The sequence below is a fragment of the Azospirillum sp. 11R-A genome, from assembly GCF_049472615.1.
GTDB lineage: Bacteria > Pseudomonadota > Alphaproteobacteria > Azospirillales > Azospirillaceae > Azospirillum > Azospirillum palustre.
This window is the reverse complement of sequence record NZ_JBCEBL010000004.1, coordinates 128943-141914: the sequence shown is the minus strand read 5'-3', so window position 1 is coordinate 141914 and position 12972 is coordinate 128943. Positions and strand designations below refer to the sequence as shown.

The window sequence follows — 12972 nt, the reverse complement described above, 5'->3', positions numbered from 1 at the left end:
GGCGAACGGGGCCTCAGGACGACGCCAACCCCTTGCTGAATTTAGGTAGCAAACCTATTAAATAGGAATGCTACAAGATAAGGCTCTGCGCCTTCCTCCGAATTTTGGCCTGCACCTGTTCCGCGCCTCCCATCTGTGGCGGCGCGCGGCGAACAAGGTGCTGGCGGACAGCGGCTTTTCCGCATCGGCCATCACGCCGCTGATGCTGCTGGCTGAACTCGGCGACGGGTTGCGCCAGCGCGAGCTGGCGGAGGAGATGGGCGTCGAAGGCCCGTCTCTCGTGCGTGTTCTCGACGGGCTTGAAAGTGCTGGATTGCTGGAGCGGCGCGAGGATCCCTGCGACCGCCGGGCGAAGACCCTGCACATGAGCGATGCCGGCCGGCACCTGCTGTTGCAGGTGAACGAGGCGCTGAACGACGTCCGCCAGCGCCTGATGGCGGAAGCGGCGGAGGCCGATGTCGAGGCCTGCTATCGCGTGCTTTCCATCATCGAAGCCAACGCCAAGCGTGAACAGACCTGATCGTGCCGTGTTCTCCGGGGATGCGCGCCATGGCCGGTTCCGGCTACGGCGACCTCCGGTCGCATCGGTGCGGTGATTGAGGAACCAAGATTGTGACACTCTTTCCTTCCTTCCGGATGGTGGTCCGGATCGCCGTGACCCTGTTGGTGACTGTGGCGGCGGCCGGCGGCGGGCTGTGGCTGTGGGATTATTACATGAACGAGCCCTGGACCCGTGACGGCCGTGTCCGTGCCGACATCGTCCAGGTCTCCCCCGACGTCGCCGGTCTGGTGACCGACGTGCGCGTGACCGACAACCAGCTGGTCCATAAGGGCGACCTGCTGTTCGTCGTCGATCCCGGCCGCTACAAGCTGGCGGTGGAACAGGCCCAGGCCAACCTCGACAGCGCCAAGGCGGAACTGGCCTACCGCACCGCCGAAGCCCGCCGGTACGAGCAGCTGGGCACCAACGTCGTCTCCACCGCCCAGAAGCAGGAGGTGGCGTCGGCCATGTCCAAGGCCGCCGCCGCCGCCAAGCAGACCGAGGCGGCGCTGGATCTCGCCCGTTTCAACCTGGAGCGGACGGAGGTCAAGGCGACGGTCGACGGCTATGTCACCAACCTCCAGATGAAGGCCGGCAACTATGTCGCCGCCGGTCAGGCGGTGGTGGCGCTGATCGACAGCCATTCCTTTTATGTCATGGGCTATTTCGAGGAAACCAAGCTGCCGCGCATCCATGTCGGCGCGCCGGTCTCCGTCCGCATCATGGGGGCGGGCGCCGATCTGCGCGGCCGGGTCGACAGCATCACCCGCGCCATCGTCGACCGCGACCGTGCGGAGGGCACCGGGCTGGTCGCCAACGTCAACCCGACCTTCAACTGGGTCCGGCTGGCCCAGCGCATCCCCGTGCGCATCGCGCTGGACGAGGTGCCGGACGGCCTGCAGCTGGTCGCCGGCCGCACCGCGACTGTGTCGGTGATCGGGTCTCCCGACAGCACGCCGAAGGTTGCCCAACTGCCGGCCGGGCAGTGAGCGCACGGCCATGCCAAAAGCATCCTCCTGGGCCCCTTCCCTGAACGAGCTGGTCTTCTCGCTGAAGTCTTTCGCCGCCTCCATGCTGGCGCTCTACATCGCCTTCGGCATGGGGTTGCCGCGGCCCTTCTGGGCGATGCTGACCGCCTATGTGGTGTCGAGCCCGCTGTCGGGAACCGTGCGGTCGAAGGCGGTGTACCGTGTCGCCGGCACGGTCGTCGGCTGCATCGCCGCCATCGTCCTGACGGTAGAACTGGTCAATGCGCCGGAACTGCTGTCGCTGGCGGTCGGGCTGTGGGTCGGCGGCTGCCTTTTCATCTCGCTGCTGGATCGCACGCCGCGCAGCTATGCCTTCATGCTGGCCGGCTACACCGCCGGCCTGATCGTCTTCCCCGGCGTCGCCAATCCGGAGGCGATCTTCGACACCGGGCTGGCCCGGGTCGAGGAGATCATCCTCGGCATCGTCTGCGCCACCGTCATCCACAGCGTCATCCTGCCGCGCGGCATGGGGCCGGTCCTGCTCGGCAAGCTCGATGCCTCGCTGCGCGACGCGGAACGCTGGACGCTCGACGCGCTGGAGCAGGTCGCCACCGACGCGCGGCTGCGCGACCGCCACAAGATGGCGACCGATCTAACCGAATTGCGGGTGATGACCACCCACCTGCCCTACGACACCTCCGACCTGCGCTGGATGACCCGGCCGATGCGGGCCTTGCAGGACCGCATGGTCTATCTGCTGCCGGTGCTGACCGCCGTGCATGACCGGCTGGGCGCGTTGCGCCGCCCGGATGGCGCGATGCCGCCGGATCTGGCGCCGGTGGTGGCCGCGGTCCGCGATTGGATCGCCGCCGGTGCCGCCGCCGATCCGGCGGACGCCGCCCGGCTGATCGACCGGCTCGACCGGCTGGAAGCGGCGGACTCCTCGCAGGCGACCGACGGCTGGGAGGCCGCGACCCGCTTCAGCTTCATCCGCCGCCTGCGGTCGCTTGTGGAAATCCACCGCGATTGCCGGGACCTGCGGGCACATCTGGCGACGGGCGATCAGGCCCTGCCCGACCATCTCGATCCGCTGGCCCGCAAGCGCTCGCGCGGCGTCTTTCATCTGGATTACGGGATGGCGGCATGGTCGGCCGCCGCCGCCCTGCTGGGCATCACCAGCGTCTGCGCCTTCTGGATCCTGACCGGCTGGTCGTCCGGATCGGCGGCGGCGATGATGGTCGCGGTCTTCACCTGCTTCTTCGCGTCCTTCGACGATCCGGTGCCGGGCATCCGCCTGTTCCTGGTCTATACGATGGCCTCGCTGCCGCTGTCCGCCTTCTATCTGCTGGTGGTCCTGCCGTCCTTCGACAGCTTTCCGATGCTGGTGCTCTGTCTGGCGCCGACGCTGGTGACTCTGGGCATCTTCGTTGCGCGCCCGGCGACGATGGGCAAGGCGATGGCGCTGATCTTCGGCGTCGGCGGCTCGCTCAGCCTGCTTGACACCGGCAACGGCGATTTCGCCTCCTTCCTGAACAGCAGCACCGGACAGATCGTCGGCATCGTCGGCGCCATGCTGGTCACCCGCATGTGCCGGTCGGTCGGTGCGGCGTGGAGCGCCCGGCGCCTGCTGCACATTGGTTGGCGCGAGATTGCCGACATGGCGCGGACGCGCGGGGTGCCGGCCAATGACGGCTTCGAAAGCCGCATGCTGGACCGTGTCGGCCTGCTGTCCGCCCGGCTGGCGCAGGCCGGCGGGTCGGTGGACGTGGACGCCATCGATGCGGTGCGCGACCTGCGGGTCGGGTTGAACATCGTCGAGCTTCAGCGGGCGCGCCCGGTGCTGAGCCGCACAGGCGGAGCGGCGCTGGACCGGCTTCTGCGTGGCATCGCCGTCCATTTCCGCGCCCTGTCGGCCAAACGGCCCGACCCGGCGCCGGCCGAGCTGCTGGGCAGCATGGACGAACTTCTGTCCGCCATAAGCACCGCCCCGCCCTGCCCCGAACGCGACCGGGCCGTGGTGGCGCTCGCCTCGCTGCGGCGCAGCCTGTTCCCGGGCGCGGCCCTGCAACCGCCGCCTCTGGCCAACGAGGAGATCCCTCCAACGGTGCATCAGGAAAGGGCACGCGCATGATCGGTGAAATCGATGTCTACGGCCTGTTCCTGCCGCCGCTGCTGATCATGGCCGTGGTCGCCTGGGCGGTGTCGGCGCTGCTGCGGCGGGGACTGCGCGCCGTCGGCGCCTATGGCTGGGTGTGGCACGCGCCGCTGTTCGACTTCGCGCTCTATGTGCTGGTGCTGAGCGGGCTTGCCGGCTTGTGGTCGGTCTGGTCGGCCTGACCCGTTCCGGCTGAAATCGTCCACACCGCGAGCCGTCCGGCATGCTAGTCTTGCCGCCATGACCGCCCCCCTGTCGCAGCCCTTCTCCATCCCCGGCATCACGTCCGATGCCGACGCCGAGAGCGCCTGGATCGACGTGATCCGGAAGATGGACGAGACCTACGCCAATCTGGTGACGCAACAGGTGGAGCTGGAGCGCAAGAACGCGGAGCTGGAGGAGGCACAGGCCTTCATCGCCAGCGTTCTCGGCTCCATGACCGACGTCCTGATCGCCTGCGACCGCGATGGCCGGATCGAGCAGACCAACCCGGCGGCCGAACGGGCGTTGGGTTGCGCCGGGCGCGACCTGACGGGACGGCCGCTGCGCGATTTCCTCGACCCGGCTTTCCATCCCGCGTTCGCCCGGCTGTGCAGTGCCGCCCTTCAGCGCGAGGAGGTCAGCGATGTCGAGCTGTCGCTGCGCGGCCCCACCGGCCCCTTCCCGGTCGCGGTCAACAGCACGGTTCGCTACGACCAGCGCGGCCATGCCATCGGGATGGTTCTGGTCGGCCGGCCCATCGGGGAATTGCGCCGCGCCTACCGCGACCTTGCCGCCGCCCATGAAGGGCTGAAACAGACCCAGCAGCAGCTGGTCCATTCGGAAAAGATGGCCTCGCTCGGCCGGCTGGTGGCGGGTGTGGCGCATGAGCTGAACAACCCGATCTCCTTCGTCTATGGCAACGCCCATGCCATGCGCCGCTATGTCGACCGGATGACCGCCTATCTAGACCGCGTGCATGACGGCGCCGCGGCGGCCGAACTGGCGGGCCTGCGCAAGGACCTGCGCATCGACCGCGCCCGTGCCGATGCGGCGGCGACGCTGGACGGCATGCTGGAGGGGACAGAGCGGGTGCGCGACATCGTGGCGGAGCTTCGCCGCTTCTCGTCGGAACAGAAGCACGCCTCGGAACGCTTTGATCTGACAGGGCTTTTGCGTTCCGCGGTCACCTGGGTCGCCAAGGCTCAGATGCCCGACCTGACCGTGGTCTTCGATCTGCCCGACACGCTGGACATTGCCGGCCATCCCGGCCATCTGCATCAGGTCGCGATGAATCTGGTCCAGAACGCCATCGACGCCATGGCCGGTGCGGCGGTCAAGCGGCTGGAACTGCATGGGCGGGAGAAGGCTGGGACGGTCATCGTCACCTTCCGCGACACCGGCCACGGCATTCCCGAGGCGATCTTGGCCCGCCTCTTCGATCCCTTCTTCACCACCAAGCCTGTCGGCAAGGGCACCGGCCTCGGCCTGTCGATCAGCTACCAGCTGGTGCACGACCATGGCGGCGCGCTGTCCGCCGCCAATCATCCGGACGGCGGGGCGCAGTTCACCCTGACCCTGCCGGCCGCCGGTCAGCGTGAAGGAGCCGGACGATGAGAGAACGCCCGCTATCGGTGCTGTGGCTCCAGTCGGGCGGTTGCGGCGGCTGCACCATGTCGCTGCTCTGCGCCGAATCCCCGGATTTGCTGATGCTGCTGGAGACCGCCGGCATCCGCCTGCTTTGGCACCCCAGCCTGTCGGAAGAGACTGGGGCGGAGGCGGTCGAGCTGTTCGAACGCATCCTGTCGGAGGCCGAGCCGCTGGACGTGCTGTGCGTCGAGGGATCGTTGCTGCGCGGACCGAACGGCACCGGGCGCTTCCATGTTCTGGCCGGGACCGGCCGGCCGACCATCGATTGGGCGCGCGATCTGGCGGCCGTCGCCGGCACCGTGGTCGCCGTCGGCACCTGCGCGGCCTTCGGCGGCATCACAGCGGGCGGCGAGAACATCGCCGATGCCTGCGGCCTTCAGTATGAGGGCACGCAGCGCGGCGGCGCCTTGGGTGCGGAGTTCCGCGCACGGGGCGGCCTGCCGGTGGTCAATGTCGCGGGGTGCCCGACCCATCCGAACTGGGTGACCGAGACGCTGATGCTGCTGGCCGAAAACGCGCTTGCCGCCTGCGATCTCGACCTCTACCAGCGTCCGCGCTTCTATGCCGACCATCTGGTCCACCATGGCTGTCCGCGCAACGAGTATTACGAATACAAGGCCAGTGCCGAAAAGCCATCCGATCTCGGTTGCCTGATGGAGCATATGGGCTGCCTCGGCACCCAGGCGCATGCCGACTGCAACACCCGCCTGTGGAATGGCGAAGGCTCCTGCACCCGTGGCGGCTATGCCTGCATCAACTGCACGGCACCGGGGTTCGAGGAGCCCGGTCATCCGTTCCAACAGACGCCGAAATTCGCCGGCATTCCCATCGGCCTGCCCACCGACATGCCGAAGGCGTGGTTCGTCGCGCTGGCCTCCCTCGCCAAGGCGGCGACGCCGGAACGGGTGCGCCGGAACGCCGCCGCCGATCGCATCGTCGTCGCCCCCACCGTCCGTCCCATCCGGAAAGGCTGATCCGGTGAGCGAAGCCCCAAACCGCCGCCTGATCGTAGGCCCGTTCAACCGCGTGGAAGGCGATCTTGAAGTCCGACTTGAGATAACCGGCACAAGTGTTTCTGCTGCCTACGTAAATTCTCCATTGTTCCGCGGATTCGAGCGCATTCTGGAGGGGCGCGACCCGATGGATGCGCTGGTGGTGGCGCCGCGGATCTGCGGCATCTGCTCCGTCTCGCAGAGCCATGCGGCGGCGCTGGCGCTGGCCGGAGTCATGGGGCTGGAGGTGCCGCGCAACGGACTGCTCGCGACCAACCTGATGACGGCGACCGAGAATGTCGCCGACCATCTGACCCATTTCCACCTGTTCTTCATGCCCGACTTCGCCCGCCCTGCCTACCGGGGCCGACCGTGGTTCGAGAGGGCGGAGGCGCGGTTCAAGGCTGCCCGGGGCATTGCCGTGCGCAGTGCCACTGCGGCACGGGCGGAACTGTTCCATGTGCTGGGCATCCTGGGCGGCAAGTGGCCGCATACCCTGACGCTTCAGCCCGGCGGCGTCACCCGTGCGGTCGATGCGCGCGACCGGGTGCGGTTGCTCGCCACCGTCCGCAGTTTCCGCCGCTTCCTGGAGGACAGCCTGTTCGGCGCGCCGCTCGACCGGGTGCTGGCCCTCGCGGGACCGGAGGATCTGGAGCGCTGGCGCGTTTCCGGTCCGGCCGGTGACTTCCGCCTGTTCCTGGAGATCGCCGACGATCTGGAGCTTGCTGCGCTCGGCCGTGCCTATGGCCGGTTCCTCAGCCACGGCGCCTATGCCACCCCGGAGGGCGGACATCTCTATCGCCGCGGCACCTTTGCCGACGGTCAGGACGGCCCCTTCGATCCGGAGCGGGTGATGGAGCATCACCGGTTCAGCCGCATGGCCGGACAGGACCGCCCGCATCCTCCCTTCTCCGGTTCGACCGTTCCGGATGGCATGGACGAGACCGGCTACAGTTGGTGCAAGGCGCCGCGGTTGGACGGCCTGCCCTATGAGACCGGCGCCATTGCCCGGCAACTGGTGGACGGCCATCCGTTGATCCGGGCGCTGGCTGCACAGGATGGCGGTTCGGTGCGCAGCCGAGTGATCGCCCGCTTGCTGGAACTGGCCCGCACCACCGATGCGATGGAAGGCTGGCTGCGTGCCATCGAACCGTCCGCCCCCTGGTGTGCGGCTTCGGAAATGCCGGACAGCGCGCAGGCGGTTGGGCTGACGGAGGCCGCGCGCGGAGCATTGGGGCATTGGCTGCGGGTTGAACGCGGAAAGATCGCCGGTTACCAGATCATCGCTCCGACCACTTGGAATTTTTCACCGCGCGACTTGGACGGAGTGCCCGGACCTCTGGAGCAGGCTCTTGTCGGAGCCCCAGTAGAGGAAGAAGAGCGCACACCAATTTCTGTTCAACAGATCGTAAGATCTTTCGATCCATGCATGGTATGTACGGTTCACTGATTATTTTTATTTACAGAAATTTAGATATCATGAATTGATAGAAATAAACATTGTAAATTTACTTACGAAATGATGAAGGCGGCGTAGGACATTACACTGACGAACATCAGCAGAGAGACCATCGGGGCCATTTTCAATCTCCATCGGACTGGGTGGTTCATTCCTTTCCAAAGGATCTACGCCTCGTCCGCGTTGGGATAAATGCCCCGTTCCCGGATTCATCGTTCGGGGTTTTCGAACAATGGATGGCGTCTGCCGCCCCCCTGTTGACGGCGGGCCAACGCTCCGTCGTCCGCTACGACTCCTGTTCGCCGAAGCCCGCGAAATCATGAAAAAGAAAGAATCCTCCGCCCCAAAGACGGCATCGCTGGAGAGTACAGGTTTTCACCTATGCCGATCACCTCAGATTTTTAGAGGATTTCCTTCAGCATATGTTGGAACGCTAAATCGGATAACGAATAAAGCGGACTTTGATCAGAAATAAAATCTGCCTCTTTACGCCATCGATATTATAGATCCATAGTTTTTAAGAGTTAGATTTAAAAATTGCCATCGATCAAAGGCCTCGCTCCCGTGATTCGACAAAAGGGGATGCTGCCATGACTGACCAGACATTCGCCGATCCGGCCTCATCGGTTGAAGAGACATCCGCGATCCCCGAACAGACGAAGGCGCGCCTGCGGCACATTCTGGCTGGAGGGCAGCGTCACTCGGCCGGTGCGATTCAACTGATCGGACTGGGCACCCTGCGCGCCCGGTTGGGCAAGCGCTGGGACATCGTCAAGGAGCGCATCTACGAGCAGACCGAACGGCTGTTCGACCGCCATCTGCCCCCCTCCGATGTCTGGCTGCGGGCCGACGACGCGAATTATCTGGTGGTTTTCGCGACGCTCGACCGGCAGGCCGCCGAACTGATCTGCGGCAGGATCGTGTCGGAACTGCATCGGCTGATGCTGGGAAACAGCGACACGAGCCAGATAACCGTGCGCAGCATCGTGACCGAACTCGATGGCAACATCGCCGTCGAAGCGATGCAACTCGATCAGTTGATTGCGAGGGCCGCCCAGCAGGGCGCCGCTTCTTCGCAAAACGAAGCGGCCGATGCCGGCGATACCCGGACGGCTCCAGCGGCCGGTGCGCACGAGGGCGGCAGTTTCCACCCGACCATCTGCTATCGCCCGGTATTCGACACATCCCACAAGGTGCTGTCCACCTATGTGTGCCACGCCGATGAGGAAACCAAACGGATCCTGAATGCCCTGTCGACCGATGATGCGCGAAGCGAGGATTACAGGTTCAGAACCGATATGGAACTCCTGAGCCAGTCGATAGAAATCTATGAGGAGCTGTACAAAAACAGCTTCCGCTATATCCAGAATCTTACAGTGAGCTTATCGACCCTCTCGATTGGCCGGCATCGGCGGGAATATCTCGCTCGCTGCCATTCGATCCCGTCGCATCTCATACCCTTCATCGTGTTCGTCATAGAGGGGGTTCCCACCGGTGTCCCCTACAGCCGAATTTCCGAAATCACGACGACCCTGAAGCCATACTCGCGTGCCGTCCTTGTCCTACTCGACGACGGAGTGCCAAATCTCGCGGCCTTCGCCCAGGCGGGCGTCCGCGGCATGGGGATAACGGTTCAGGCCGGCGAACCGGATGCTCGGGCAACCAATCGCCTCCATAGCTTTGGAACCCATGTGCGGCGCCATGGCATGATCTTCTTCGTCGATGGCATCAGGTCGGCAGCCATGCTGCGCATCGCCGAGGACGCCGGAGCGTCCTATGTGGCGGGACCGCTGATCGGCCGGGACACCGACGTGCCCGGGCATATGAAACGCATGACCGAACGGGAACTGATCCAGAAATCCGCCAAAACCGCCCGTCACCGCTGACCGGCAAGCTTCCAGCCATACTGGCAAGTTGGTTGCCGGTTTCCACGCATGCTGTAATGTTGATGTCCACAATCGCTGCTATATCGAGCGATGGTCGTCGAAATAAGCAATCCAATCAATGGCCTGACCCAGCCACCGATCCTGGCATGGAACTTGTACGAACGATGGTTAAGCGGCAGGACGCCGCATCATTGGACGGATGCCGGGGCACAAATGGAGTTGGCTGGAAACGAGGGCGGTCGCGGAACGGCGCGAATCCTGGTGCTGGGCATCGGCAACATCCTGTGGGCCGACGAGGGATTCGGTGTCCGCACGGTGGAGCGTCTGGCCGCCGATTGGCGCTTCCCCGACACCGTCACCGTGATGGATGGCGGAACCCAGGGCCTGTATCTGCTGCCGCATCTGGAATGCGCGGACGCGCTGATCGTGGTCGATGCCATCGACTATGGGCTGCCGCCCGGCACCAGCCGCGTCTTCCGTGGCGATGACGTGCCGGCATTCCTTGGCGCCAAGAAGATGAGCCTGCATCAGACCGGCTTTCAGGAGGTGCTCGCCAGCGCCATGTTACTGGGCCGCTGCCCGCAAACGCTGATCCTGGTCGGCGTTCAGCCGGAATGCCTGGAGGATTACGGCGGTGGCCTGACCGACACCGTCGCCGCCCAGGTCGCCCCGACCATCGAGATCATCCTCACGCTTCTGCGCGACGGGTTCGGCGTGGCGGGCACGCGCCGCGATGCCGCCGCCGACCTCGCCGCCCCGGCCATCGCCCGCGATGCCTATGAGGGCGGACGCCCGAGTGCCGATGAAGCGTGCCGAATCGGCGATCCCCGCATCCTCGCGGCGCTGTCCGCCGGCCAGGCCTGAAACCGGGAGCGCCCAGAGCATGTGCATCGGCATTCCCCTGCGCCTGACCGGCGTCGACGGCGTGGTCGGCCGCGTTGAGGATGGGTCGGCCGTCGACCTGTCATTGGTTCCGGAGGCCGCCGCCGGCGACTGGGTGCTCGGCTTCCTCGGCGCGGCGCGCCGTATGCTGGACCCGGACGAAGCCGCCCAGATCCTCGATGCGCTGGCGGCAATGGCCGCGGCATTGGATGGGGAAACCCTCGACGGCGCCTTCGCCGACCTGACCGGCCGCGAACCGACCCTTCCCCCCCACCTGGAGGCGGCCCGCGCCGCCGGCCTGACGGAGGCCTGACGCCATGACCGACCTCGCCCCCTCTCCCGCCAAGCAGCGCCTGCCCCTGCCGCCGCTGGTCGATCTGCTGACCGATGTGCACGGCTATCTGCGGCTCGACCATGCCGACGACCGGCCATGGCTGGACGATCCGGCCAAAAGCTGGGTGGTCTTCCTGCCCGGCCACGGCAAGGGCAATGCGGAGACCGCCGACGTGGCCGTCATTCTGCCGGAACTGGTCCGTGCGCTGCACCCGCGCCTGTCTCCGGCGGTGGCGGGCGAGGCAGCGGAGCGCGCGCTCCTGGCCCTGGCCGGCATGATGAGCCTGCCGTCGCTGGTCTTCCTGCGCGGCGACCGGCTGCTGGGCAGCATCCCGCGCGTGCGTGATTGGGACGATTATCTGCAGCGGATCGGCGAGATCCTGGAAGGCTCTTTGGAAGGCGGTGCGGCATGAGTTCCCTGTTCGGCATGACCCATCCGCCGGTCGGCTTCGGCCCCGGCAGCCAGCCCGACGCCAGCGAGGAAGGGCTGGAATATTTGCCGATGCCCTCCGGCATGCGCGTCTATGAACCGCACCTGCCGGAGGTCGCCGACCCCGCCAGCGCGGCGGCGGCCCGCGAGGTGCTCGTCCGCATCCAAGGGGCGCTTGCCGACTGGTCGCCCGGCGAGGAAATCCGCATTCCGGTCGACGATCTCGAGGCTCCCGTCCTGGCCCTGGTCGACGAAGCGCTGGGCGAGGGCGAGGTCGCGGTCAAGGTGGAACGGGCCGGCGACCGGCTGGAGATTCAGGAAGCGTCTCTCGCCGGCGTCTGGCGCGTGCGCGCCTTCGGCGACGGGCCGACGCGCGAAAGCCTGCTGGTCGGGGCCTTCCCGCGGGTGGCGCTGAACCGCGCCTTCACCGCCACGGCATCGGTCGTGACCGGCCCGGCACCTGCCGGCTTGATGCCAACCGGCCTGATGAATGGCCAGCCGATCCTGACCGAGCTGCTGGACCGCAGCGCCGCCTGGCGCCGCGGCGACGGCCCCCATGCGGTGAATTTCAGCCTGTTGCCGCACACGCCGGAGGATCTGGTCTTCGTCGAACAGCGTTTGGGCGTCGGCGCCACCACCATCCTGTCGCGCGGGTACGGCAATTGCCGCGTCACCGCCACGGCGACGCCGAATGTCTGGTGGGTGCGCTATTACAATTCGGTCGACACGCTGATCCTCGACACGGTGGAGATCGTCGACGTGCCGGCGGTGGTCTGCGCCGCGGTGGAGGACATCGCCGACAGCGCCGAACGGTTGGCCGAGATCCTCGATGCGCTGGCGACCGACCTGGAGCGGGTGCGATGAGCGCCGCCGCTTCCCGCTTCGAGGGCTCCTATCTCGGCGACGCCAGCCGCATCGGCGCGGCGACGCGGATGGAATGCAAGATCTGCTGGCATGTCTATGACCCGGCGGCGGGGTGCGAGCAGTGGCAGGTGCCGCCCGGCACAGCCTTCGCCGCCCTGCCCAACCATTGGCGCTGCCCGGTCTGCGACGGCGCCCGCGACCAGTTCATGGCGCTGGACGGCGAACCGGCGGCCACGGAAACCGTCGCCTTGCCGGCCGCCGTTGCGCCGGTGACCGGCCCTGCCCTGCCGACCGAGGCCATCGCGCGGCTGGAAGCGGTCTTCCGCGAAATTCACACCGCGCAGATGCGCGGCATGCCCATCGTCAACGACGCGCTTGCGGTGAAGGCCGTCGGCTTCCGCCGCCATGGCGAGCGTTGGCTCGGTGCTCTGGTGACCCCCTGGTTCCTCAACCTCGTCCTGCTGCCGGGCGAGGGGGACGACTGGTCGGGGCTGGTGCCGGGGGCGAAGGAACTGATCGAGTTTCCGTCCGGCTGGTACGAGTTCGTCCATTCCAACCGCAAGGGCATCGGCGCCTACAAGGCCTGTTCGCTCTTCTCGCCGATGTTCGAGTTCGCCTCGATGCTCCCCGCGACGGAAACAGCCTCGGCGGCTCTGGTCTCCCTCTTCGATCCCTCCATCCGCGAAGACGGCGCCCAGACCGCCGAGATCCGCCGCCGGCGCGAGGAGGAACTTGCGCCCCCGCCCGAACCCGCTCCGGTCCAGGCCGAGCCGGTGCGCCCGTCGCGCCGGGCGCTGCTGGGGATGGGGACCGGAGACACTGCGGATGCATGA

At 66.5% G+C, this 12972-nt stretch carries 13 protein-coding genes; all 13 read left to right on the top strand.

Annotated elements, in window-relative coordinates:
• Window positions 1–67 precede the first annotated feature (67 nt).
• The 13 genes from VH569_RS08240 (at window position 68) to VH569_RS08180 (ending at window position 12972) form a co-directional block, all read left to right on the top strand.
• Window positions 68–520, top strand: coding sequence for a MarR family winged helix-turn-helix transcriptional regulator (locus VH569_RS08240; RefSeq protein ID WP_423314904.1), 453 nt, complete (start codon window positions 68–70; stop codon window positions 518–520).
• A 92-nt stretch (window positions 521–612) separates the two neighbouring features.
• A complete protein-coding gene (locus tag VH569_RS08235; RefSeq protein WP_423314903.1) occupies window positions 613–1530 on the top strand; it encodes an efflux RND transporter periplasmic adaptor subunit in 918 nt (305 codons plus the stop codon).
• Between the two features lie 10 nt (window positions 1531–1540).
• The gene (locus tag VH569_RS08230) at window positions 1541–3640 is read left to right on the top strand and encodes an FUSC family protein (RefSeq protein WP_423314902.1); all 2100 of its coding nucleotides are present in this window, start codon (window positions 1541–1543) and stop codon (window positions 3638–3640) included.
• A complete protein-coding gene (locus VH569_RS08225; RefSeq protein WP_109049054.1) occupies window positions 3637–3846 on the top strand; it encodes a DUF1656 domain-containing protein in 210 nt (69 codons plus the stop codon). Before VH569_RS08230 ends, VH569_RS08225 begins: the two co-directional genes overlap by 4 nt.
• A 58-nt stretch (window positions 3847–3904) precedes the next feature.
• On the top strand, window positions 3905–5260 hold the full coding sequence (locus VH569_RS08220) for a sensor histidine kinase (RefSeq protein ID WP_423314901.1): 1356 nt from the start codon (window positions 3905–3907) through the stop codon (window positions 5258–5260).
• Entirely contained in the window at window positions 5257–6267 is a 1011-nt protein-coding gene (locus VH569_RS08215) for a HupU protein (RefSeq protein WP_423314900.1), read from the top strand. The genes VH569_RS08220 and VH569_RS08215 overlap by 4 nt, the downstream gene beginning before the upstream one ends.
• 124 nt (window positions 6268–6391) lie before the next feature.
• Entirely contained in the window at window positions 6392–7735 is a 1344-nt protein-coding gene (locus VH569_RS08210) for a nickel-dependent hydrogenase large subunit (RefSeq protein WP_423314899.1), read from the top strand.
• A gap of 599 nt (window positions 7736–8334) precedes the next feature.
• Window positions 8335–9630 carry a hypothetical protein gene (locus VH569_RS08205; protein ID WP_423314898.1) on the top strand — a complete coding sequence of 432 codons (1296 nt, stop codon included), beginning with the start codon at window positions 8335–8337 and terminating at the stop codon, window positions 9628–9630.
• A gap of 213 nt (window positions 9631–9843) precedes the next feature.
• Window positions 9844–10494, top strand: coding sequence for a HyaD/HybD family hydrogenase maturation endopeptidase (locus tag VH569_RS08200; RefSeq protein WP_423314897.1), 651 nt, complete (start codon window positions 9844–9846; stop codon window positions 10492–10494).
• 19 nt (window positions 10495–10513) lie between these two features.
• Entirely contained in the window at window positions 10514–10825 is a 312-nt protein-coding gene (locus tag VH569_RS08195; RefSeq protein WP_423314896.1) for a HypC/HybG/HupF family hydrogenase formation chaperone, read from the top strand.
• Window positions 10826–10829: 4 nt separating this feature from the next.
• Window positions 10830–11258, top strand: a complete 429-nt coding sequence (locus VH569_RS08190) for a hydrogenase (protein ID WP_423314895.1) — start codon at window positions 10830–10832, stop codon at window positions 11256–11258.
• Complete coding sequence (locus VH569_RS08185) at window positions 11255–12139, top strand: hydrogenase expression/formation protein (RefSeq protein WP_423314894.1); 885 nt, start codon at window positions 11255–11257, stop codon at window positions 12137–12139. Before VH569_RS08190 ends, VH569_RS08185 begins: the two co-directional genes overlap by 4 nt.
• The gene (locus tag VH569_RS08180; protein ID WP_423314893.1) at window positions 12136–12972 is read left to right on the top strand and encodes a [NiFe]-hydrogenase assembly chaperone HybE; all 837 of its coding nucleotides are present in this window, start codon (window positions 12136–12138) and stop codon (window positions 12970–12972) included. The genes VH569_RS08185 and VH569_RS08180 overlap by 4 nt, the downstream gene beginning before the upstream one ends.